The following is a 21,195-nucleotide window of genomic DNA, read 5'->3' as shown; positions in this document are numbered from 1 at the left end:
AGTTCAGGCACTTCCGCCTTCTGCAGACAAAAGCAACGGATCAATGCCAAGTTTTGCCAAAGCAGCGGTCCATTTGCTTTTGTCATCCGCAGCGAACACGATGGCTTTCTCGGCGTCGCAGGTCAGCCACGCGTTTTGTTGGATCTCATCCTCGATCTGCCCCGGTGACCATCCGGCATAACCCAGCGCTGCCAAAGCCTCTTCCGGGCCTTCGCCATGGGCGATGGCCTCAAGAATATCACGCGTTGCCGTCATCGAAAACGCGTCATCCACTTTCAGCGTTGAGTCGTCGTTGTCATATTCGCCGGAATGCAGCACGAACCCACGCCCCCCTTCAACGGGACCGCCAAAGAAGATTTTCCCTGCTTTGGTGATCGAACTTGCATCGATTTCCAGTTGGGACAGAACATCCCCAAGGGACAAATCTTCAGACGGTTTGTTCACGATCAGACCCATCGCCCCTTCGGGCGAATGGGCACACATGAAAACAACGGATTTCTCAAATCTGGGATCCCCCATGCCGGGCATGGCAATCAACAGCTTTCCGCTCAGGTTCATTTCACTGTCATCAATGTCGCTCATACCTAATAGAAAAGCGGTCCGAGGGGTGGTTTGCAAGGGTTGGTCACAACTTATCTAGCATTTGTGATTTCACATGCAGGAATTGCTCACTATGTATTTGGGTATGAAGCTCAAGAATGCCTTTCTTTCTGCCTGCCTAAGTGTGATGGCCTTGGCGACTCCAGCAGTTGCCCAATCCGGCGCGCCCGTATCGCTTGAGGATGTGGCGCAGATTGATGTGTTGCCGGGGTGGCGCGATGCGTCAGGCACACATATGGCTGCGTTGCGTGTGCGCTTGGCCGATGGGTGGAAAACCTATTGGCGCAGCCCGGGCGAGGCCGGCATTCCCCCAAGTCTAGATTGGCGCGGGTCGGGTAATCTGGCAGGAGTAACATTCCATTGGCCGGTGCCCGAGGTCTTTGACACCGCTGGCATGCGAACCATTGGGTATTCCGGTGATCTTGTACTGCCGATGACATTGACCCCCGACATGGTTGGCCAGCCAATCAAGCTGAAAGGCAAGGTCAATCTGGGCGTCTGCAAAGATATCTGCATGCCGATGGATGCGCGGATATCTGTCACCCTTCCGGTTGATATGAAAAGCGCCGCACGCCCCATCAAACGCGCGCTCCGCGCCCGCCCTGATACGGCGTCCGAGGCAGGATTGCGCAGAGCCACTTGTCAGGTGGAACCGATCGCAGATGGATTGCGTCTGACGGCGCGGATCGATATGCCGCGCGTCGGACAGGGCGAGGTTGTGGTGGTTGAAACCGCTGATCCGTCCCTGTGGGTGAACACTCTGTCGACCGAACGTTCCGGTAAAACGCTGACCACCGTTGCCGAACTGGTGCCGACATCCGGCAAGCCCTTCCTGCTGAATCGCTCGGATGTGCGACTGACTGTGCTGGCGGCTGGTCGTGGTGTCGATATTCGCGGCTGCACGGGCGGCTAAAGCCTATTCCATCTACGAGATGTCGTCATTCGGCACTTCGGTGCCGCCTTTCCCATTGCGCTCACCCCGCTCGCTTTCTATAGAAAACCCAACGAAGCCCATAGGGCCAGAGAGGTTGGCTGTCGACGATCGACCCAGATAGGGGATCAGACGCAGCGTCGTTGAAGAAAAGAGGCAGCCTCTTTGCGCCCGCATTTTGCGTGAAAGGATGTCGCATGACCCGTCTTGCACTTGTTCTTCTTGGCCTATTGGCCGGCCCGGCCATCGCCCACCCCAGCCATATCGGAGAGGTCGCAGGACATGACCATATCGGTGCGATCATCTTGATCGGTTTGGCGGCGGGAATTGGACTTTGGGCGGCTTTGAAAGGCCGTAAAGATGACGAGGCCAAAGTCGAAGAGACCGAGGTGGACGAGACTGACAAAGAGCCGCAGGAGGCCTGATCTATGTCGAAAATTGGTGTGATGATTTGCGGGCACGGCTCGCGCAGCCAGGACGCTGTGGATCAGTTCGCAGTCCTAGCTGAAAAACTCCCGGCTTACTTCCCGGACGACTGGATGACCGATTACGGCTATCTGGAATTTGCTAACCCGGTGATCCGCGACGGCTTGGACCGTCTGCGCGAAGCAGGCTGTGACCGCATTCTGGCCGTGCCGGGTATGCTGTTTGCCGCGATGCACACCAAGAACGACATCCCGACGGTTCTGAACTCCTACGCTGAAAAGCATGGAATCGACGTGACCTATGGCCGCGAATTGGGCGTAGACCCCAAGATGATCGCGGCCGCGGGTGCGCGCATTCAGGAAGCCGTCGAAGCGGCGAATTCCGAAAAGGGGGAAGTGCCCTTGGAAGAAACCTGCCTTGTGGTCATTGGCCGTGGTGCCTCGGACCCCGACGCCAACGGCAACGTCGCAAAGGTGGCGCGCCTTTTGCAGGAAGGCATGGGCTTTGGTTGGTTGGAAGTGGGCTATTCCGGCGTGACCTTCCCGCTGGTTGAGCCTTGCCTGAACCACGTGACCAAGCTGGGGTACAAGCGCGTCATCGTCTTCCCGTACTTCCTGTTCTCGGGCATCCTGATCGACCGGATTTATGGCTTCACCGACAAGGTTGCCGCCGAAAACCCTGACATCCATTTCGTCAAAGCTGGCTATCTGAACGATCACCCGAAAGTGTTGGAAACCTTCGCCGAGCGTGTGACCGAGCAGCTGGGCGATGTGCGCCCGCCGAACTGCGGCACCTGTGGCTATCGTACGCAGGTTCTGGCCATGGATGGTGGAGAAGAGAAAACGATCTCGGTCGAGGATCGCGAGAAGCACCCGGCCTTTGCAGACGTCCCACCGCCCACCTGTGTGATGTGCAAATACCGCGTCGAGGTTTTGGGCTTTGAAGCTGAAGTTGGCGCCATTCAGGAAAGCCACCACCACCACGTCGAAGGGCAGGGGGCATCGGCGCCCGGCTCGAACGTGGCGGATTGCAAACTGTGTGACACCTTCTGCACCGGCGAATGCCGCTTGCATATGGGGCATCACCACCATCACCACGATCATGATCACCACGATCATGACCACCACCACGACCATGATCATTCACACGATCACGGGCATCACCATCATCACGGGCATGATCATGACCACGTGCACGCCGAATACCCCCATGCGAAACACCCGCACGGCCCAGAATCGGCACGTTCGAAATGAGCACGGGCCGCCCCCCCTTGCGCTACGAACGTGACCCAATGGCGATCTATGCCGAAAGCTTCGCGACCCTGCGCCGCGAAGCCCGGTTGGAGCGCTTTCCGGGTGGGATGGCGGCCTTGGCGACGCGCGTGATCCACGCCTGCGGTATGGTCGAGGTTGCGGATCGTTTGGCGTTTTCGGCTAATGCTTATGAGGTCGGACATGCCGCGCTCAAATCCGGCGCACCCGTGTTTTGTGACTGCGAAATGGTCGGCGCTGGCATCATCCGTCGCTACCTGCCCGCCGAGAACGAAGTGATCGTCACCCTGAACGACCCGCGCACGCCCCAGCTGGCGAAAGAGATCGGCAACACGCGCTCTGCCGCTGCGGTCGAGCTATGGGCGGACAGGTTGGAAGGTGCAGTTGTCGCCGTCGGCAACGCCCCCACCGCGCTCTTCCACCTGTTAGAGCTGATCGACGCAGGCGGGCCGAAACCCGCCGTGATCCTTGGCTTCCCTGTGGGCTTCGTGGGGGCTGCCGAAAGCAAAGCGGAACTGGCAAACAATCCACGCGGCTGCGAATTCGTTGCCCTGCGCGGACGGCGCGGCGGCTCGGCCATTGCCTCGGCCGCAGTGAACGCGCTGGCGGCGGGTTTGCCGGAGGAAAACGCATGACCCAACCATGGCTGCATATCATCGGCATCGGTGAAGATGGTGTGGACGGGCTGGCCCCGGCGACTCGCGCGGTTCTGGATGCGGCCGAGGTCATCGTGGGTGGTAAGCGTCATCACGATATGCTGGATACGCAGGCCGAGCGGCTGGCGTGGCCTTCACCATTCGACAGTTTGATTGCCGAGCTCGATGCCCGGCGTGGGAAGCGCGTGGCGGTTCTGGCAACAGGCGATCCATTGTGGTTCTCGGTCGGGGCGAAAATCGGACGGCATCTGAACCCGACTGAGATTGTTTATCACCCGCAGGTCGGCGCGTTCCAACTCGCTGCCGCTCGCATGGGCTGGTCGATGGCGGATCTGGAAACCCTGACGGTGCATGGCCGCCCGGTCGAGCAGATGATTGCGTTCATCCAACCTGATGCGCGGCTTCTGGTGCTGACAACGGGGTCCGAAACCCCCGGCCAGATCGCCGCTTTCCTGACGGAACGCGGTTTTGGCAAATCTCGCATGACCGTGCTGGCCCATATGGGCGGCGACAAGGAAGCGCGGTTTGATGGGTTGGCGGAAAGCTGGGACCACGAGGTGCCAGAATTCAACACGCTGGCCGTCGACTGTGTTGCCGCCCCAGACGCCGCCCTTCTGCCCCGCGTGCCGGGATTGGCGGACAAGCTGTTCCAATCCGACGGCACCATGACCAAGCAAGAGGTCCGCGCGATCACTCTGGCAAAGCTGATGCCCATGCGCGGCGCTTTGCTGTGGGATATCGGAACCGGATGTGGCTCGGTCGCGGTCGAGTGGATGCGCGGGGCACGCTATGCCCGCGCCATCGGGATTGAACCGAAGCCTGAACGCCGCGCTATGGCCGCTGCAAACGCACTGGCGCTGGGCGTGCCGCGACTGGAGCTTGTCGACGGCATGGTCCCCGCCGCGCTTGAGGGGTTGGACGCCCCGGACGCTGTGTTCATTGGCGGTGGCTTGACTGAAGAAACCTTCGATGCCGCATGGGCTGCCCTGCGCCCTCTGGGTCGGTTGGTTGCCAACGCAGTCACCATTGAAAGCGAAATGTGCCTGACCACGCTGCACAAGAAGCACGGCGGGCAGCTGGTGAAACTGTCTGTGGAACGCGCCGAAGAGCTGGGATCGATGTCTGGTTGGAAACCGCTGCGTCCCGTCACCCAATGGAGCCTGATCAAAAGATGAACGGAACCCTTTACGGGATCGGCCTTGGCCCGGGAGACCCCGAGCTGATGACGCTGAAGGCCGCGCGCCTGATCGCAGCAGCGAGGGTCATCGCCTATCCGACGCTCGAGAAGGGCGATAGCTTTGCCCGTGCGATTGCAGCTGATCTAATCTGTGATGACGTCGACGAGATCCGTATCCCCATCCCGATGAGCATCGAACGAGCGCCTGCGCAGGCCGCCTATGACGCCGGTGCTGTTGCAATTGCCGAACGTCTGGCCGCTGGCGACGATGTGGTTGTCCTGTGCGAAGGCGACCCGTTCTTCTATGGCTCGTTCATGTATCTGTTTGCCCGCCTCTCGAACCGGTTTGAGTGCGAAATTATCCCGGGCGTGACGTCGATCACCACGGTGGCTGCGCGGGCGAAAAAGCCCTTGGTTGCCCGCAATGAACGCCTGACTGTACTGCCCGGCCCGCTGGACGAGGCTGAACTTCGGTCGCGTATCGAAGGCGCAGAGTCGGTGGCGATTATGAAAGTGGGCCGCCACCTGCCCAAAATCCGCGCAGTCATAGAAGACCTCGGCTTGACGACGAAAGCCACTTATGTGGAGCGCGCCAGCCTGCCGGAAGAGGTCGTGTTGCCCCTGTCCGAAGCGCCTGAAAAGGCCCCTTATTTCTCGATGATCCTGCTTGCGAAAGGAACTGACCCATGGCTGTAACGCCTGTCGTAATTTGCCTGAACTCTTCGGGCGAGGCTTTGGCCCATCGGGTCGCCAAACATCTGGGCGCACAGGTCCATGGCCGTGAAGGCCGTGTCGAAAACGCTGATGCGTTCTTCCCCAACGCGCTGGATCACGTGCGCATGCTGTTTGCAGCAGGCACGCCGATTGTGGGCGTCTGCGCCGCAGGCATCCTAATCCGTGCCGTGGCTCCGATCCTTGCCAACAAACTGGCCGAGCCACCGGTTGTGGCCGTGGCAGATGATGGTTCCGCCGTGTTGCCTCTGCTGGGTGGGCATCGTGGGGCGAACCGTCTTGCCTCGCGGATTGCCACCGAGATCGGTGCGACGGCTGCTGTGACCACGGCCGGCGACGTGTCGATGGGCGTGGCGCTGGACGAGCCACCTGTGGGCTATCGTTTGGCCAATCAGAGCGACGCCAAAGAAGCCATGGCGGAACTCTTGTCTGGCGCTGGCGTGTCCATCGTGGGCGAGAACATTTTTGACATTGAAGACGCAGGCGGTTCGGTCGAATTGGTTGTGTCGGAAGCACCGGTCGACACCGGCTCGACCCGTCTGGCCTATCACCCGCAGCGCTTCGCGCTGGGCGTGGGTTGTGCGCGCAATGCCGACCCCGAAGAGCTGTGGCAGAACGTGTCCGAGCAATTGGCTGCTGCCAACATCGCACCCGAGGCAATTGCCTGCGTCACCTCGCTTGACCTGAAAGCGGACGAACGCGCAATGAACGATTTGGCCCGCCGTTTGGGTGTGCCCTTCCGCGTGTTTACCGCCGAAGAACTGGAAGCCGAGACCGCACGTCTGGGAAACCCCTCGGACGTAGTGTTCGAAGAGGTGGGGTGCCATGGCGTATCGGAAGGCGCGGCTCTGGCGGCAGCCGGACCGGATGCCGAACTGGTTGTCGAGAAGGTCAAAACCGCCAACACCACCTGCGCCATCGCACGTGCACCCCAACCGATCACCGAGATGCGCGGCCGCACCCGTGGCAAGCTGTCCATCGTCTCGATCGGGCCGGGCCAGCACACATGGCGCACACCGGAAGCCAGCCACCTGTTGCAAGAGGCCGAGGAGCTGGTGGGCTATGGCCTCTATATCGACCTAATCGGCCCGTTGGCCGCAGGCAAGACCCGGTCCGACTTCCCGCTGGGCGGCGAGGAAGACCGCTGCCGTTACGCGCTGGAACAGGCGGGCAAAGGCAAGAACGTGGCGCTGGTCTGTTCTGGTGACGCGGGCATCTATGCGATGGGCGCGCTGGTCTATGAACTTCTGGACCGCTCGGAAGACGAGAAGGGCGTGACCGATGCAGCGCGTCGGGTCGAAGTGGTTTCCACACCCGGCGTGTCCGCGCTGCAGGGTGCAGCCGCCCGTGCAGGCGCCCCGTTGGGCCACGACTTCTGCGCCATCTCTCTGTCGGATCTGCTGACCCATCGCGAGGATATCGTGAAGCGTCTGCATGCCGCGGCCGAGGGTGATTTCGTGATTGCCTTCTACAACCCGGTTTCTATGAAGCGCCGTACCCTGTTGGCCGAAGCCCGCGACATCCTGTTGAAGCACCGCCCGGCGGACACGCCTGTCATGCTGGCGTCGAACCTTGGCCGTCCGACCGAAAACATCCGCTATCGCCGTCTGGACGAATTGCAGGTGGATGAAGTCGACATGCTGACCGTCGTGCTGGTCGGATCGTCGAACTCGCGTCTGGCGCAACTGGGCGAAGGCCCCCGTATGTTTACCCCGCGCGGCTATGCCCGTCGCATTGATGGAGACCTGTCATGACCGTCTATTTCATTGGTGCCGGCCCCGGCGATCCCGAGCTTCTGACCTTGAAAGCCCAGCGAGTTATCGGCGAGTGTCCGGTGTGCCTCTACGCGGGGTCTCTGGTCCCGCCGCAGGTTGTCGCCTGTGCACCCGAAGGCGCGAAGGTCATGGACACCGCCGCGATGACGTTGGATGACACCCATGCCGAGATCAAAGCAGCGCATGCGCGTGGCGAAGACGTCGCCCGCGTGCATTCCGGCGACCCGTCGCTTTATGGTGCCATTGCTGAACAGATCCGTCGCTTGAACGCAGATGGCATCGACTATCAAGTCATTCCCGGCGTACCGGCCTATGCGGCTGCGGCTGCGGCTTTGGGACAGGAACTGACCATCCCGGAAATCGCACAGTCCATCGTTCTGACGCGTATGTCGATGCAGTCGACGTCGATGCCCGAGGGCGAAACTTTGGAAAACTTCGCCAAAACCGGCGCGACGTTGGCCATCCATCTGGCGGTGCGTAACATGCGTGAAATCGAGCGGGTGTTGGCGCCGTACTATGGCGAGGATTGCCCGGTCGTCGTCGCCTATCGTGTCGGCTGGTCGGACGAGATGTTCATTCGCGGCACCATCGCGGATATCCGCAAGAAAGTGCGCGCTGAGAAGATCACCCGCACCGCGTTGATTTTGGTTGGACCAGCACTGGATCGTGGTCGCGACTTCAAGGATTCAGCACTTTATGACCCGGCAAAGCCCCACGTGCTGCGTCCAGTGGTTGGGGTTGATCTGGTCGAGGATCACAATACCTGATCTAAATGCGGGGGCGGGACGTATACTCTATGTCCTACCTTTGAGGCCTCCATGAGCACGTCCCGCCCCGCAATCCTACTGTTCCGCAATGATCTGCGCTTGTCAGATCACGCTGCCCTAACCGCTGCAGCGATAGATGGAAAACCCGTCATTTGCCTTTATGTGAACGACCCTGACGCGCCCGACCCGATGGGCGGGGCGCAATTTTGGTGGCTGTTTCATTCTCTGGCCGTACTGGGCCGACAGGTTGCTGATCTTGGCGGGCAGCTTGTGCTGCGGGCGGGTAAGACGCAGGACGTGTTGGATGACGTTATCCGCGCGACAGGAGCGGATGCGGTTCATTGGTCCCGTCGTTATACGCCGAATGCCATCGCGGCGGATACGGCGTTGAAAGCGCATCTGCAAAATAAGAGCATCTTCGCGGAAAGCCATGCGGGAAGGTATTTGTTCGAGCCGTGGCAGGTTAAAACCAAAACGGGCACGCCGTTTCGCGTCTTTTCGCCCTTCTGGCGGGCCTGTCTGACGCAAATGGACATGGTTACGGCTCCATTGCCGGTGCCTAACGTAAAGTTTCTGCGGGATCTGTCTTCGGACGCCTTGGAGGGTTGGGGTTTCTACCCACACGCCCGAATTGGGCTGCAGGATTTGGGCCGCATTGGACGCCGGGCGAAGCCGGTGCAATGGCGCGGTTGGACGGTTTTTTGGAAACGCGCGCGAAGGGCTATGCGCAGGGCCGAGACTTCCCAGCGGCCGAGAACGTGTCGAATCTGTCGCCCCATTTGCAAACGGGTGAAATCACCCCGCGCCAGATCTTGGCAAGCCTACGCCGGGCCGAGGGGCTGGGAGATGTTGGGCAAAGGGACGGTGCTAAATTTCTGGCCGAAGTCGGCTGGCGAGAGTTCGCGGCCTATTTGCTGTTCCACAATCCAACTCTGGCTGCCGATGAATTCCAGCAGAAGTTTACCCCCTTCCCATGGCTTGATGATCCCAAAGATCTGGCCGCGTGGCAGCGGGGGCAGACCGGGTACCCAATCGTGGATGCGGGAATGCGCGAGCTGTGGCAGACCGGCACAATGCACAACCGCGTGCGGATGATCGTCGCCTCGTTCTTAATCAAGCATTTGCGGGTGAACTGGCGCGCGGGGCTTGCGTGGTTCCACGACACATTGTTGGATGCTGACGTGGCATCGAATGCTGCAAGCTGGCAATGGGTGGCGGGCTGCGGGGCGGATGCTGCTCCTTATTTTCGAATTTTCAATCCGATCACGCAGGCAATCAAGTTTGATCCGGATGGCGACTATATCCGCCGCTGGGTGCCTGAATTGGCGGATCTTCCTAACAAATACCTTGGAGCGCCTTGGCAAGCTCCGGGTCCGGTTTTGGACAATGCGAATGTAGCTTTGGGCTTCACCTATCCCCATCCCATTGTCGATCATGCCAGCGCCCGTGCGGCAGCGTTGGCTGCTTTTGAAACGTTGTAGGTCGAGCAGGAAGGCCGGGAAAAACGACACCAAGAATTCTGGCTAACTTGACCGTTACAATTCTTATGGCATGATGAACGCCTGCGATATGGGGATGGATGGATGCTTGAGTTTTTGCCGAAAGAGGTGCGCGAGGGGCTGGAAGCTGCACGCAAGAAAGACCTTAAAAAGAAAAGCCGTTTGCGTATTCGTGTGAACGAAGAAGTGTTTCCGGTGTTGAAGTTCTGGGAAACGGGATTCGCGCTGGACGCTGAACGTGCGCCGCATTTGCGTGGGCTGGTGGACCTGTATGACGGGTCACGGCATCTCTATCAGTGTCTGATCATCGCCTCGGAAGAGGAAGAGGGTCAGATGAAGTACGAATTCAAACGCAAGGCCGAAGCGCATGACGCTGTGCCCCGCGACTATGCCCGTGAAGACAACGCACCCGTTGCATTGATCGAAGGGCAGTAGCTCTGAAATACAAACAAAGGGCCCGCGCGTGCGAAAGCTGCGCGGGCCTTTTGTTTGTTACTGCAAATCCGAAAATGCACGCTGCATGCGGGCGACGGCGTCCTCGACCCGCGCGCCTTGTGTGGCCAGGTTGAAGCGTTGGAAGCCTTCGCCGCCTGTACCGAATGACGGCCCGGGACTCACAGCGATCTTTGCATCGTCGCGGATGCGCGCGATGACTTCATCATGGGTCATGCCGGTGTCCGAGAAATCGACCCACGCCAGATAGGTCGCTTGAAGTGGCATGGATTTAAGGCCCGGTATCGCATTGATGCCTTCATCAAAAATGGCTTTGTTGCGGGCAAGGTGATCCATTTGCGCATCCACCCATTTGGCGCCTTCAGGCGAATAAGCGGCAGTGATCATCGAAACGGCCAGCATGCCCGGCCCGTAGTCCATGGTGTATAGTTTCTTGCGCAATGCTTCACGCAAGGTCTCGTCTTCGATGATTACGTTCCCCGTGCGCTGACCTGCAATGTTGAATGTCTTGGAAGCCGCAGTCAGGGTCACCAAACGAGGCGTCGCCTCGGGTGCGGCGACTGCGGTTGGGATGAATGTATTGCCCGCATACACAAGGTCTTGGTGAATTTCGTCGGACACAAGCAGCAGGTCGTTCTTTTCGGCGAAGGCAGCGACAGCTTTCAGTTCGTCTTTTGTCCAAACGCGGCCTGACGGGTTTTGCGGCGAGCACCAGAGGATGATCTTTTCATTGCCGGTCAGCCGTGACTGGGCATCCTCAAGATCCAGCTCGTAACGATCGTTTTCCAGCTTAAGTGGGCATTCGACAACCTTGCGGTCATTCTTGCCGATCTTCATGGCGAACTCATGATAGACCGGGGTGAAGACAACCACACCCTCCCCCGGTTCGCTCCAAATCTGAATGGACAGTGCGACGGCATTGCCAAGGCCCTGCGTGCTAAGAACCCAGCTTGGATCGACGTCCCAGCCGTGACGTGTTTTCATCCACCATGCAACGGCCTCTTTATAAGCGTCGTATTCCCAGGAATAGCCGAAGACACCGTGATCAATGGCCTTTTGCGCGGCTGCTATGACGCAAGGGGCGGTCTGATAATCGCTATCGGCCGTCCACATCGACAACCCGTCTTTTTGTGACACGCCAAACAACTGTTCCATCTTGTCCCATTTCGACGAATAGGTGCCGCGACGTTCGATGATCTCGTCAAAATTCATAGTGCATTCCTTAAGGCCTGATCTTTCGCGCAGGTTAGCGGCTTTGCCCGCAGGTGCAAGCGGACCATTGCACCAGGCGAAAGCATGTCCTACATGCTGCACATGACCATCAAACCGATCCTTATTCACCCTGACCCGCGCCTGAAAAAGGTGGCTGAAGCTGTGCCTGACTTGTCTGACGACTTGCGGGTGCTGGCTGATGACATGTTGGAAACCATGTATGACGCACCGGGTATTGGCCTGGCCGCGCCGCAGATTGGCGTTCTGAAGCGGTTGATTGTGCTGGATTGCGTGCGCGACGAAAACGAACCACCGCAGCCCATGATCATGTTCAATCCCGAGGTCATTCAGTCCTCGGACGACCTGAATGTATACGAGGAAGGGTGCCTATCGATCCCGGAACAATTCGCAGAAGTGACCCGCCCGAAAGAGGTGAGCGTGCGCTGGCTGGATCGCGATGGGAACGTTCAGGAACGGGAATTCGATGGGTTGTGGGCCACCTGTGTGCAGCACGAGATCGACCACCTGAATGGCAAGCTGTTCATTGACTATCTGAAGCCACTGAAGCGCCAGATGATCACCCGCAAAATGCAAAAGCTGAAACGCGAGCTGGCGCGGTCGTGACCCACCGTCCTTATGTGAAATATCCGCACAAGTGTCTGCGCACCGCTGCCGAACCGGTTGAGGCCGTGACGGACGAAACTCGTGCCATTTGGGATGAGATGATCGAGGCAATGGACACCATGCCCGGCGTTGGTCTTGCGGCTCCGCAGCTTGGGATCATGCAGCGCCTTTGCGTTGTTGACGCTTCTGAAGAACGGGGGCAGGCCATCTGCATGGCAAACCCAGAGATTTTGCATGCCTCCACACAGGTGCGAGAGCATCAAGAGGCCAGCCCGAATCTTCCCGGAGTGTCGGCGGTCATCGAACGCCCTCGCGCTGTCACGGTGCGCTTTCTAAACGAACAAGGCGACGTTGAAGAGCGTGATTTCGTGAACATCTGGGCCACGTCCGTGCAGCACCAAATCGACCATCTGAACGGCAAAGTGTTTGTTGATCACCTGTCGCGTACCAAGCGCGAAATGCTGGTGAAAAAAGCAAGGAAGCTCAACCGATGAGACTTGTGTTCATGGGCTCTCCTGATTTCTCGGTCCCGGTGTTGGAAGCACTTGTCGAGGCTGGACATGATATCGCCGCCGTTTATTGCCAGCCCCCACGCCCTGCGGGTCGCGGCAAGAAAGATCGCCCCGGACCTGTGCACGCGCGTGCTCTGGAGCTGGGGCTGGACGTGCGTCATCCAGTGTCACTGAAGGGCGCGGAGGAACAATCCGCCTTCGCTGATCTGAACGCAGATGCGGCGGTGGTGGTGGCCTATGGCTTGATCCTACCCCAAGCCGTTCTAGATGCTCCGAAACATGGGTGTCTGAACATTCATGCCTCTCTTCTGCCGCGCTGGCGCGGGGCGGCTCCTATCCATCGTGCGATTATGGCCGGGGATGCGGAAACCGGGATCTGCATCATGCAGATGGAGGCCGGGTTGGACACTGGACCAGTCTTGCTGCGCGAAGTGACGCCGATTGGCGCCGAAGAAACCACAGCCCTGTTGCATGACCGCTTGTCCGCCATGGGTGCGCGTATGATCGTCGAGGCTTTGGCCAGACTGCCAGAGCTTTCTCCAGAAGTGCAGCCGGAAGATGGGGTCACCTATGCCCATAAGATCGACAAGGCTGAGGCCCAGATCGATTGGGCCCGCCCGGCGGTCGAGGTCGATCGCCTTATCCGTGGCCTATCGCCCTTTCCCGGCGCGAAATGCGTCATGGTAGGCGAGCAGGTGAAGCTTCTTGCCTCTCGCCTAGTGCAAGGGGACGGCGCGCCGGGACAGGTGTTGTCAGGTCTGACCATTGCTTGCGGCGAAGGAGCAGTTGAAGTGTTGCGCGCACAACGCCCCGGCAAAAGGGCAATGGATGCCGAAGACTTCCTACGTGGGTTTGAGATGCCAAATCAGGTCAGTTGACCCTTTCAATTCATCGGGTCTGACCCCATATTGATGCCATGCCGTTTTTGTTACTGATCATAGTTGGTGCTGCCGCGGGTTTTCTTGCCACGCGCATCATGGATGTACGAACTGACGTTCCTACAACGATTGCCATTGGTGTCGGCGGGGCATTGATCAGCGGGGTGCTGATGCGGTTCCTACTGGCCATCGGCAGCTTTGCATTCGGAGCCATTGGTGCCCTGCTAGGGGCGATTTTTGTCATCTGGCTGTGGCAGCGGTTTTCCGGGCGCAGTTAAGACACGGTTAACCTTCATTCCGCACAATCAGTTTCATGCGGATACGATGGATCATCCTCTCTTTGCCTTTTCTCAGCGTGACCCCCGTTCAGGCAATGGCTGGGGCATGGCCGCGCGAGAAAGGTGAGGTGTTCGTGTCTGCCATGGCAACGCAGGATACGGACCAGCTGCAAGGCTATCCGATTGGAACGGCCTATGTCGAATATGGGCTTCGCCACAACATCACAGTCGCGGGCAAGATCACTTATGATTTCGCTGTGCTGGAAGCGACCGAATATGAACTGTCGGCCCGATGGCATTTTCCCGACAACGACAAGCCATTGAAGAAAGCGATCAGCCTGACACTGGCCGGACCTGTCGAAGACCCACGGGTCGAACCAAGGTTTCATTTTGGCTACGGGTTTGACTCGCCCTTCGGGGCGGGTTGGGCAGATCTTGAAGTCTACGCGAGCGTTTCAACGCAAGGGCTGGAAACCGACTACGGCGGCTATGGTGTGTTGGGTTTGAAGCCGCATGATCGCTTGATGGCGATGCTTGGCGTGGATGTGATGGTGACGCCCGACAAGACCTTCGTGAAAGCGATACCGTCCGTTGCGTGGGAGCTCAATCCGAACCGTCATCTGACTATGCAATATACACGCGGCTTGCAGGGCATTGAAGAAAGCGAGTTTGGGATGGGGCTTTGGTTGCAGTTCTAAAGGCAAGACACTTCAGTCTTTAAACGGCGCCATTCCTGCCCGGGCCAGCTCATCCGCGCGCTCGTTTTCGGGGTGGCCAGCATGCCCTTTCACCCATTCCCAAGTGACGTGATGGCGGGATTGCGCCTCGTCCAGACGTTGCCAAAGTTCAGCATTTTTCACAGGCTTCTTCGCGGCGGTTCGCCAACCGTTCTTTTTCCATCCATGAATCCAGCCTGTGACGCCGTTCTTCACATAGGTGCTGTCTGTAATCACGGTGATAGCGCAGGGTTTGCCAAGGGTTTCAAGCGCAATGATGGCTGCCATAAGCTCCATCTGGTTGTTGGTGGTCAAAGCCTCGCCACCCTTTAACTCGCGCTCCTTGACGACGGTTTCACCTTCCTTTGCCTGAAGCAAAGTGCCCCAGCCCCCTGGGCCCGGATTGCCGGAACACGCCCCGTCTGTATATGCATAAAACTCAGCCATTCGCGTGCATCCAAATCCCTTGATACGCTTTGCCATCCAGGCCGACAGCATCTTCTGTTTCCCAAGCCTCGGGTGTAAAGCCAGCGGTTTCCAGCAAACCGATCAGCTCGTCAAGCGCGTAGTAGGTGTAATACCGGCCTATCGGATCGCGGGATTCTCCACTTCCCAGTTTCAGACCGATGTGCAGCTTGCCACCGGGCTTTAGGGCAGTGCGCAATCTGGCCAGATTGTCCGGCATATCGCTGCGCGCGGCGTGCAACAAGGAATAGCTGGCCCATATCCCGTCATAGGCATTTACTTGATCGATCTGATCAAACGTGGCTTGGCGCGCGTTGACGCCCAGCTCGCGCGTGAGGGCAACCATCGACGCGCTGGCATCCACGGCGTCAACGGTGAAACCAGCCTTCAGAAAGTGGACAGAGGCGTCGCCGGGGCCACAGCCAAGATCAAGCACATGCCCGCCTTGGCGAAGTTTGGGTGTGAAAACAGTCAGTCCGGGCTCGATGCGGTTTGCACGCCGGGCTGCATATTCTTTCGCTTGGGTGTCATACACCGCAATGGTCTTTGCGTCCAAACGGCTCATAAGCGTTTCAATGCCACGGACAACTGGTCAACCGTAGAGCCTGATGACGTCATGCGGCACCTGATGTCTCGCGCAGCACGCGGGGCACTTTGAACTCAATGTTTTCTTGCGCAGTTTCAACAAGCTCAACAGTCACATCATAGCGATCTTTGAACGCGTCAATGACTTCATCCACCAGCACCTGAGGGGCTGACGCGCCGGCCGTAAGTCCGACGGTGCGGATGCCTTCCAGCGAACGCCAATCAATTTCAGAGGCACGTTGAACAAGCATTGAATAGTCGCACCCGTTTGCGCGGGCGACTTCAACCAAGCGGCGCGAGTTCGAGCTGTTTGGCGCTCCGATTACCAGAAGCGCATCTGACTTCGGCGCAACCGCTTTGACCGCGTGTTGGCGGTTTGTCGTGGCGTAACAGATGTCTTCTTTGTGGGGGCCAACAATGGCGGGGAAGCGTTCGCGAAGGGCCGCGACGATTCCGGCTGTGTCATCCACAGACAAAGTGGTTTGCGTGATATAGGCCAGCTGTTCGGGGTCGCGTGGTGTCAAGGTGGCCACGTCTTCAACCGTTTCGACAAGCAGGACTTCACCGTCGGGCAATTGGCCCATGGTGCCGACTGTCTCGGGGTGGCCGGTATGTCCGATCATGACCATCTGCAGACCGGCTTCGTGGTGCCGTTCAGCCTCGATATGGACCTTTGAGACAAGCGGGCAGGTCGCGTCTACAAAGACCATTTCGCGGCGCGACGCTTCGGCGGGAACCGACTTTGCCACACCATGTGCTGAGAAGATGACCGGGCGGTCATCGGGGCATTCGGTCAGCTCTTCAACAAAAACAGCCCCCTTTTCACGCAAACCATCCACGACAAACTTGTTATGCACAATTTCATGGCGGACATAGATGGGCGCGCCCCATTTCTCGATCGCCATTTCGACAATCTTGATGGCGCGATCAACACCAGCGCAAAAGCCGTTTGGTGCGGCGAGATACAATGTCAGGGCGGGTTTGGTCATAGCGTCCTCCGATCAGCGTCAGAGGTAAGGGTTTTCGATCCGGGCGTCCAGAGCCACCCCAGAAAGGAAACAGGCCGAAGCGGTTGCTTCGGCCTGATCGGGATTAGTCTTGGTCTTCACCGCCATCAAACTCGCGCGGTGGTCGGCCTACAACATCTTTCAGCTCGTCCAGCTCGATGAAGTTATCGGCTTGGCGGCGCAGTTCGTCTGCAATCATCGGAGGCTGGCTGCGAATGGTGGACACGACCGAAACGCGCACACCTTTTCGCTGAAGTGCAGCGACAAGAGGGCGGAAATCGCCATCGCCTGAAAATAGGACCGCGTGGTCGATGTGGTCGGCCAGTTCAAGCGCATCCACGGCCAGTTCGATGTCCATGTTGCCTTTGACTTTCCGGCGCCCCATGGAATCGGTGTATTCCTTGGCGGGCTTCGTTACCATTGAGAAGCCGTTGTAATGCAGCCAGTCCACCAGCGGGCGAATGGGGGAATATTCGTCATTCTCCAGCAAGGCGGTATAGTAGAATGCGCGTAACAGCTTGCCACGCCGCATAAATTCTTGGCGAAGCAGCTTATAATCGATATCAAACCCCAGCGACTTGGCGGCCGCGTAAAGGTTGGATCCATCGATAAAAAGCGCAAGTCGCTCGTCGCGATAGAACATTAATTATCCTTTCTAATTCTCTTCGCCGAGCAATTCCGTGAGTGGTAGGATTGAAATCACTTAACGAAGCAAACACTTAATGCAATCTAGGGAACGCGCGCTGTGCCGCAAGCAAAAAATCCTCAAAAAACCTATACAAAAGCGTTAGTTCTTCTGGGAAGTAACGTAACGTTTGCGCTATCGGATTCTGCGCGTCTTGTACGCGATGCCTTAAATAGTTTTGCAGATCGAGGCCTGAGAATCACCTCCAATAGTAGATATTATAGCACAGCTTGCTTTCCGGCGGGTGCCGGGCCGGATTTCATCAATGTCGCTGCGCTATTAGAGGTGGAAATTTCGGCTGAAATTCTACTGAAAAAGCTGCACGAAATTGAAGATGAGTTTGGGCGGGAAAGACCCTCACGTTGGTCGCAGAGGACGCTGGATATCGATCTCATTGCCTATGAAGAACTGGTCCTGCCGGATCGTGATGCGTTCAGCTATTGGATGAACTTGCCAATTGAAGAGCAAATGAAGCAAGCGCCAGAGCAGTTGATTTTGCCCCATCCGCGCCTTCAAGATCGGGCGTTTGCTCTGATTCCTCTGGCCGAAGTATGGCCGGATTGGCGGCATCCAGTTCTGGGTCAAACCATCAAAGATATGGCAGATGCGCTGTCCGATGCCGCAAAAAGTGAGGTTTCACCCTTTGAATTGACGTGAAATCGGGCGTTTGGGCTTGTCATTGCGTTTTCAGAGTCATAGACAGACGTTTCACATCCCCTTGCAAGGAATAGAGCTGACATGGCCCGTGTGACGGTTGAAGATTGCGTAGATAAAGTGCCGAACCGGTTTGATCTGGTGATGCTGGCATCGCATCGTGCGCGTGAAATTTCGGCAGGTGCCGAGATCACTGTTGATCGCGACAATGATAAGAACCCCGTTGTGGCGCTGCGCGAAATCGCAGATGAAACCCAGACGGCGGACGAGCTGCGCGAACGCATGATCGAAAACCACCAGACTCAGATCGAGGTGGATGAACCCGAAGAAGACAGCATGGCGCTGCTTATGGGTGCTGAATCTGCTGATAAGCCAGCAGACGATGATATGTCGGAAGAAAAGCTGCTGCGTGCGCTGATGGAAGCGCAGGGTCAGGGCTAAGCGAAAGCGAACGGGGGCGTCACGAGTGACGAGCTGGAAAGACGAGCTTGTTGATCTCGATATCGACGGTCTGATCGAACGCATTTCGACCTACAATCCAAAGTCCAACTCGGACCTGCTTATGGCCGCCTTTGAATATGGCGGCCAAATGCATTTTGGGCAGTATCGCCATTCCGGCGATCCCTATTACACGCATCCCTTCGCGGTGGCCGAAATTCTGGCGGATATGCAGTTGGACGACGCAACGATCGTCACTGCCTTTTTGCACGACACGATTGAAGATACCGGGTCGACCTATGGCGAAGTCGCTGAACTGTTTGGCAAAGAGATTGCCGAGCTGGTCGATGGTGTCACCAAGCTAACCAATCTTCAGCTGTCTTCGTCCGAGACGAAACAGGCTGAAAACTTCCGCAAGCTCTTTATGGCCATGTCCAAGGACATGCGCGTGATCTTGGTGAAGCTCGCCGACCGTCTGCACAATATGCGCACGATCAAGGCCATGCGCCCGGACAAGCAAGTGCAGAAATCGCGCGAAACGATGGACATCTACGCCCCTCTTGCTGGTCGCATGGGGATGCAGTGGATGCGGGAAGAGCTGGAGGATTTGGCGTTTCACGTTCTGAACCCGGAAGGGCGCAGTTCAATCATGCGACGCTTTCTTCGCCTTCAGAAGGAAAGCGGTGATGTGATCGAAAAGATCACCGGTGACATTCGGCTGGAGCTTGATAAAGCAGGCATCGAAGCGACGGTGTTTGGGCGTGCGAAAAAGCCCTACTCCATCTGGCGTAAGATGGAGGAGAAAGGGCAGAGCTTCTCGCGCCTGTCTGACACATATGGGTTCCGTGTGATCACCGAAACCAATGCAGATTGCTATCGTGTGCTTGGCGCGATCCACCAACGCTGGCGCGCTGTTCCAGGCCGTTTCAAAGACTACATCAGCCAACCGAAATCCAATGGCTACCGGTCGATCCACACCACAGTGTCTGGCCGCGACGGCAAACGTGTTGAAGTTCAGATCCGTACACGCGAGATGCATGAGGTTGCCGAAACCGGGGTGGCGGCACATTGGTCATACCGCGACGGGATCAGGGTGGAAAACCCGTTTGCCGTTGATCCGGCCAAGTGGATCTCGTCCCTTACCGAACGGTTTGAAGCAGCCGACGACCACGACGAATTCCTCGAGCATGTGAAGCTTGAGATGTACCAAGACCAAGTGTTCTGCTTCACCCCGAAGGGTGAAGTGGTCAAACTGCCGCGCGGAGCGACACCTTTGGACTTCGCCTATGCCATCCACACGCGCATTGGCGACAGTTGCGTTGGTGCCAAAGTCGATGGCATTCGCGTACCACTCTGGACCCGCATCAAGAACGGTCAGTCGGTCGAGATTATGACCGCAGAAGGCCAAAGCCCGCAGGCGACATGGATCGATATTGTTGTGACCGGTCGTGCCAAGGCTGCGATCCGCAAGAAGTTGCGCAACGACGACCGCGAACGCTATGTTCGCTTGGGCCACGAACTTGCGCGCCTAGCGTTTGAACATGTTGGACGGAAAGTGAGCGATAAGGCCCTTTCCACCGCCGCCAAACAGTTGCGACTGAAAGATACGGACGAGCTTTTGGCCCGTCTTGGCTCGGCTGAACTTCAGGCGCGCGATGTTGTCGGCATTCTGTATCCCGAAGCGGATCAGGAAGGTGACGAAATCGACGGTGATGTCGCCGTGGTTGGTCTGGCCGCCGGTCAGGACTTCGCCCCGGCCCAATGCTGCCAACCGGTGCCGGGCGAACGAATTGTCGGTATTTCGTATCGCGGTAAGGGTGTGATGGTGCACACGATCGACTGCGACGCCTTGGCCGAACTTGATGATGACAGCTCGCGCTGGGTGGATCTGCATTGGCATTCGGGCAAGCACCCAGCCATCCACATCGTAAGCATCGAATTAACGATTTCGAATGACGCTGGGGTACTTGGGCGCATCTGCACCTTGATTGGCGAACAGAAGGCCAATATCTCGGACCTACGGTTTGAGGACCGGAAACCGGATTTCTACCGCCTGATCGTCGATGTTCAGCTTAGGGATGTCGAACATTTACATGCCATCATGCTTGCGCTTGAGGCAGACAGCGACGTGGCGACGGTGCAGCGGCATCGGGATATTACACGTAAACCATAATCAACCCGCTAGGGCAGGCCAAAGGAAGCACAGGTGTTTAAACGAAACCCGCGATCGTATTTGCGAATCGTAGCGGAGTTCTTCTATCCGCGCGGCGGGTGGTATCGTGCAGCACAATATGTGATCCATCGGCTTCGACGCCTTCCTGATCCTGCGCATCGGATCTCGCGCGGGATCGCAGCTGGTGTGTTTGCGTCATTCACCCCGTTTTACGGGCTACACTTTCTGACAGCGGCCATTCTGTCATGGCTTTTGCGCGGAAATGTACTCGCTTCACTATTGGCGACCTTCATTGGCAACCCCATCACTTTCCCGCTGATTGCTGAACTGTCGGTCAATCTGGGTCATGCTATGTTGGGGCACGAGGTTACGGTCCATCTTCCTGAAATCGTTTCCAGTTTCGCCGCCGCTACCAATGATTTATGGAGCAACCTCAAAGCGATGTTCACCGAAGCCTCCGCGGATTGGTCAAAGCTGAGCCGCTTTTATGATCGGGTTTTTCTGCCGTATCTGGTGGGCTGTCTAATCCCCGGATTTGTTGCTGGCATTTCCGCCTACATCCTGGCCAATCCTCTGATCCATGCCTATCAGCGCCGCCGGATCAAGAAGCTGAAGGCCCGATATGAAAAACGTATGGCCGAACGGTTTTCCGGGGATGGCGGTCCCACGAAAAACGAGTAA

27 protein-coding genes are annotated in these 21,195 nt (G+C 57.8%); 19 read left to right on the top strand and 8 right to left on the bottom strand.

The genetic code is table 11. The features are described from left to right. Positions 1–3 precede the first annotated feature (3 nt). A complete protein-coding gene (locus tag MWU55_RS00825; RefSeq protein ID WP_246933806.1) occupies positions 4–582 on the bottom strand; it encodes a YqgE/AlgH family protein in 579 nt (192 codons plus the stop codon). 103 nt (positions 583–685) lie between these two features. Between MWU55_RS00825 and MWU55_RS00820 the strand changes: the two genes are divergently transcribed. Then, complete coding sequence (locus MWU55_RS00820) at positions 686–1,513, top strand: protein-disulfide reductase DsbD domain-containing protein (protein WP_246933805.1); 828 nt, start codon at positions 686–688, stop codon at positions 1,511–1,513. Between the two features lie 12 nt (positions 1,514–1,525). Here MWU55_RS00820 and MWU55_RS00815 read toward each other — a convergent pair whose 3' ends face one another. Next, complete coding sequence (locus MWU55_RS00815) at positions 1,526–1,708, bottom strand: hypothetical protein (protein ID WP_246933804.1); 183 nt, start codon at positions 1,706–1,708, stop codon at positions 1,526–1,528. Positions 1,709–1,728: 20 nt separating this feature from the next. Here MWU55_RS00815 and MWU55_RS00810 point away from each other — a divergent pair, with 20 nt between their 5' ends. From MWU55_RS00810 to cobM, 7 genes are read left to right on the top strand one after another with little or no spacing between them, the layout of a single operon-like run. Further along, positions 1,729–1,956, top strand: coding sequence for a DUF6732 family protein (locus MWU55_RS00810; protein WP_246933803.1), 228 nt, complete (start codon positions 1,729–1,731; stop codon positions 1,954–1,956). Positions 1,957–1,959: 3 nt separating this feature from the next. Beyond that, entirely contained in the window at positions 1,960–3,210 is a 1,251-nt protein-coding gene (locus tag MWU55_RS00805; RefSeq protein ID WP_246933802.1) for a sirohydrochlorin chelatase, read from the top strand. Beyond that, positions 3,207–3,863, top strand: coding sequence for a precorrin-8X methylmutase (locus MWU55_RS00800; protein WP_246933801.1), 657 nt, complete (start codon positions 3,207–3,209; stop codon positions 3,861–3,863). Before MWU55_RS00805 ends, MWU55_RS00800 begins: the two co-directional genes overlap by 4 nt. Beyond that, positions 3,860–5,059: a precorrin-6y C5,15-methyltransferase (decarboxylating) subunit CbiE gene (gene cbiE, locus MWU55_RS00795; RefSeq protein ID WP_246933800.1), complete on the top strand. Its 1,200-nt coding sequence runs from the start codon at positions 3,860–3,862 to the stop codon at positions 5,057–5,059. Before MWU55_RS00800 ends, cbiE begins: the two co-directional genes overlap by 4 nt. Beyond that, positions 5,056–5,757 carry a precorrin-2 C(20)-methyltransferase gene (cobI, locus tag MWU55_RS00790; RefSeq protein WP_246933799.1) on the top strand — a complete coding sequence of 234 codons (702 nt, stop codon included), beginning with the start codon at positions 5,056–5,058 and terminating at the stop codon, positions 5,755–5,757. Before cbiE ends, cobI begins: the two co-directional genes overlap by 4 nt. Next, complete coding sequence (cobJ, locus tag MWU55_RS00785; protein WP_246933798.1) at positions 5,748–7,547, top strand: precorrin-3B C(17)-methyltransferase; 1,800 nt, start codon at positions 5,748–5,750, stop codon at positions 7,545–7,547. Before cobI ends, cobJ begins: the two co-directional genes overlap by 10 nt. Next, positions 7,544–8,335: a precorrin-4 C(11)-methyltransferase gene (gene cobM, locus MWU55_RS00780; RefSeq protein ID WP_246933797.1), complete on the top strand. Its 792-nt coding sequence runs from the start codon at positions 7,544–7,546 to the stop codon at positions 8,333–8,335. The genes cobJ and cobM overlap by 4 nt, the downstream gene beginning before the upstream one ends. Positions 8,336–8,452: 117 nt before the next feature. Here cobM and MWU55_RS00775 read toward each other — a convergent pair whose 3' ends face one another. Next, positions 8,453–8,767 (bottom strand): hypothetical protein, encoded by a 315-nt coding sequence (locus MWU55_RS00775; protein ID WP_246933796.1) that lies wholly within the window; start codon positions 8,765–8,767, stop codon positions 8,453–8,455. 173 nt (positions 8,768–8,940) lie between these two features. On the opposite strand from MWU55_RS00775, the gene MWU55_RS00770 reads away from it, so the two are divergent. Both MWU55_RS00770 and MWU55_RS00765 read left to right on the top strand, forming a co-directional pair. Further along, the gene (locus tag MWU55_RS00770; protein ID WP_246933795.1) at positions 8,941–9,816 is read left to right on the top strand and encodes a deoxyribodipyrimidine photo-lyase; all 876 of its coding nucleotides are present in this window, start codon (positions 8,941–8,943) and stop codon (positions 9,814–9,816) included. Between the two features lie 102 nt (positions 9,817–9,918). Beyond that, complete coding sequence (locus MWU55_RS00765) at positions 9,919–10,269, top strand: hypothetical protein (RefSeq protein ID WP_246933794.1); 351 nt, start codon at positions 9,919–9,921, stop codon at positions 10,267–10,269. A 57-nt stretch (positions 10,270–10,326) separates the two neighbouring features. On the opposite strand, the gene MWU55_RS00760 is transcribed toward MWU55_RS00765, so the two are convergent. Next, positions 10,327–11,499 carry a MalY/PatB family protein gene (locus MWU55_RS00760; protein ID WP_246933793.1) on the bottom strand — a complete coding sequence of 391 codons (1,173 nt, stop codon included), beginning with the start codon at positions 11,497–11,499 and terminating at the stop codon, positions 10,327–10,329. 102 nt (positions 11,500–11,601) lie between these two features. Between MWU55_RS00760 and def (MWU55_RS00755) the strand changes: the two genes are divergently transcribed. From def (MWU55_RS00755) to MWU55_RS00735, 5 genes are read left to right on the top strand one after another with little or no spacing between them, the layout of a single operon-like run. Further along, the gene (gene def / locus MWU55_RS00755) at positions 11,602–12,123 is read left to right on the top strand and encodes a peptide deformylase (RefSeq protein ID WP_246933792.1); all 522 of its coding nucleotides are present in this window, start codon (positions 11,602–11,604) and stop codon (positions 12,121–12,123) included. Next, entirely contained in the window at positions 12,120–12,617 is a 498-nt protein-coding gene (def, locus tag MWU55_RS00750; RefSeq protein WP_246933791.1) for a peptide deformylase, read from the top strand. Before def (MWU55_RS00755) ends, def (MWU55_RS00750) begins: the two co-directional genes overlap by 4 nt. Continuing rightward, positions 12,614–13,513: a methionyl-tRNA formyltransferase gene (gene fmt / locus MWU55_RS00745; RefSeq protein WP_246933790.1), complete on the top strand. Its 900-nt coding sequence runs from the start codon at positions 12,614–12,616 to the stop codon at positions 13,511–13,513. The genes def (MWU55_RS00750) and fmt overlap by 4 nt, the downstream gene beginning before the upstream one ends. A gap of 38 nt (positions 13,514–13,551) precedes the next feature. Beyond that, entirely contained in the window at positions 13,552–13,791 is a 240-nt protein-coding gene (locus MWU55_RS00740) for a GlsB/YeaQ/YmgE family stress response membrane protein (RefSeq protein ID WP_246933789.1), read from the top strand. A gap of 35 nt (positions 13,792–13,826) precedes the next feature. Further along, positions 13,827–14,489, top strand: coding sequence for a hypothetical protein (locus tag MWU55_RS00735; protein ID WP_246933788.1), 663 nt, complete (start codon positions 13,827–13,829; stop codon positions 14,487–14,489). Positions 14,490–14,501: 12 nt separating this feature from the next. Here MWU55_RS00735 and rnhA read toward each other — a convergent pair whose 3' ends face one another. From rnhA to MWU55_RS00715, 4 genes are all read right to left on the bottom strand, one after another. Continuing rightward, positions 14,502–14,954, bottom strand: coding sequence for a ribonuclease HI (rnhA, locus tag MWU55_RS00730; protein ID WP_246933787.1), 453 nt, complete (start codon positions 14,952–14,954; stop codon positions 14,502–14,504). Continuing rightward, positions 14,947–15,537, bottom strand: coding sequence for a class I SAM-dependent methyltransferase (locus MWU55_RS00725; protein ID WP_246933786.1), 591 nt, complete (start codon positions 15,535–15,537; stop codon positions 14,947–14,949). The genes rnhA and MWU55_RS00725 overlap by 8 nt, the downstream gene beginning before the upstream one ends. 49 nt (positions 15,538–15,586) lie before the next feature. Further along, positions 15,587–16,546 carry a 4-hydroxy-3-methylbut-2-enyl diphosphate reductase gene (gene ispH / locus MWU55_RS00720; protein WP_246933785.1) on the bottom strand — a complete coding sequence of 320 codons (960 nt, stop codon included), beginning with the start codon at positions 16,544–16,546 and terminating at the stop codon, positions 15,587–15,589. Positions 16,547–16,649: 103 nt separating this feature from the next. Then, a complete protein-coding gene (locus tag MWU55_RS00715) occupies positions 16,650–17,207 on the bottom strand; it encodes an NYN domain-containing protein (protein WP_246933784.1) in 558 nt (185 codons plus the stop codon). Positions 17,208–17,309: 102 nt separating this feature from the next. Here MWU55_RS00715 and folK point away from each other — a divergent pair, with 102 nt between their 5' ends. The 4 genes from folK (at position 17,310) to MWU55_RS00695 (ending at position 21,195) form a co-directional block, all read left to right on the top strand. Beyond that, positions 17,310–17,906 (top strand): 2-amino-4-hydroxy-6-hydroxymethyldihydropteridine diphosphokinase, encoded by a 597-nt coding sequence (folK, locus tag MWU55_RS00710; RefSeq protein WP_246933783.1) that lies wholly within the window; start codon positions 17,310–17,312, stop codon positions 17,904–17,906. A gap of 81 nt (positions 17,907–17,987) precedes the next feature. Next, on the top strand, positions 17,988–18,344 hold the full coding sequence (gene rpoZ, locus MWU55_RS00705; RefSeq protein WP_246933782.1) for a DNA-directed RNA polymerase subunit omega: 357 nt from the start codon (positions 17,988–17,990) through the stop codon (positions 18,342–18,344). A gap of 61 nt (positions 18,345–18,405) precedes the next feature. Beyond that, positions 18,406–20,514, top strand: a complete 2,109-nt coding sequence (locus MWU55_RS00700) for a bifunctional (p)ppGpp synthetase/guanosine-3',5'-bis(diphosphate) 3'-pyrophosphohydrolase (protein WP_246934461.1) — start codon at positions 18,406–18,408, stop codon at positions 20,512–20,514. Positions 20,515–20,547: 33 nt separating this feature from the next. Then, the gene (locus tag MWU55_RS00695) at positions 20,548–21,195 is read left to right on the top strand and encodes a DUF2062 domain-containing protein (protein WP_246933781.1); all 648 of its coding nucleotides are present in this window, start codon (positions 20,548–20,550) and stop codon (positions 21,193–21,195) included.

The organism is Aliiroseovarius sp. F20344 (assembly GCF_023016155.1).
Taxonomy (GTDB): domain Bacteria; phylum Pseudomonadota; class Alphaproteobacteria; order Rhodobacterales; family Rhodobacteraceae; genus Aliiroseovarius.
This window is presented reverse-complemented; position numbering and strand designations above follow the sequence as displayed.